General features: G+C 60.9%; 1 protein-coding gene and 1 pseudogene. One reads left to right on the top strand and one right to left on the bottom strand.

What is annotated here, in order from left to right:
* Positions 1-49 precede the first annotated feature (49 nt).
* Positions 50-238: a hypothetical protein gene (locus tag C3420_RS17340; RefSeq protein ID WP_146048186.1), complete on the bottom strand. Its 189-nt coding sequence runs from the start codon at positions 236-238 to the stop codon at positions 50-52.
* On the opposite strand from C3420_RS17340, the pseudogene C3420_RS17175 reads away from it, so the two are divergent.
* Positions 227-706 (top strand): annotated as a pseudogene (locus tag C3420_RS17175) (polyhydroxyalkanoate depolymerase); the annotation flags it as partial. The gene C3420_RS17340 and the pseudogene C3420_RS17175 sit on opposite strands and share 12 nt — an antisense overlap.

The raw sequence follows: 706 nt of genomic DNA on the forward strand, positions 1-706 counted from the left end.
CCCCCCCGCACTTACGTTCCGGCGCGCGACTTCGGCTAGCCTCTCCGTCTTACGTCGGCTGACGGAGCCAAGAGAAAAGCCGGCGTTCGGAATCGTCGAGGTCGATGTTGATGGCACTGCCCACGCCGTGCGCGAGGAGGTAGTCGAAGAACGCCCATTCTGCCGCCTGCTCCGCTTCGACCTTATCGGCCGGTCCGATGCTCCGACAATTCTGCTCGTCGCGCCAATGGCGGGTCATTATGCGACCCTGTTACGCGAGACCGTCCGCGACCTGCTGCCAAGCTATTCGGTCGTGGTGACCGACTGGTCCAATGCCCGCGATGTTCCCATCCACGATGGCGGATTCGACTTGGACGACTACATCGATCTACTGATCGGGCATATTCAAAAGCTTGGACCGACCACGCACATCGTTGCTGTCTGCCAGGCAGGCGTACCCGCCGTCGCCGCTACAGCAATCCTAGAATCATCGACCACGAGCGACGTAGTCTTGCCGGCCAGCCTGACAGTCCTCGGTTCCCCGATCGATACGTCCCGCTCTCCCACGGAGGTCAATCGTCTCGCTTCCGAACATGATAGCGACTGGTTCACCGATACGCTTATCACCACGGTTCCGGCCCGCTTTCCAGGTGCCAACCGCGCCGTCTATCCCGGCTACCTTCAACTGACAGCGTTCGTCGCCATGAATCCGCAGAGGCACGAGAAG

It is taken from the genome of Acinetobacter sp. ACNIH3 (assembly GCF_002918965.1).
GTDB lineage: Bacteria > Pseudomonadota > Gammaproteobacteria > Pseudomonadales > Moraxellaceae > Acinetobacter > Acinetobacter schindleri.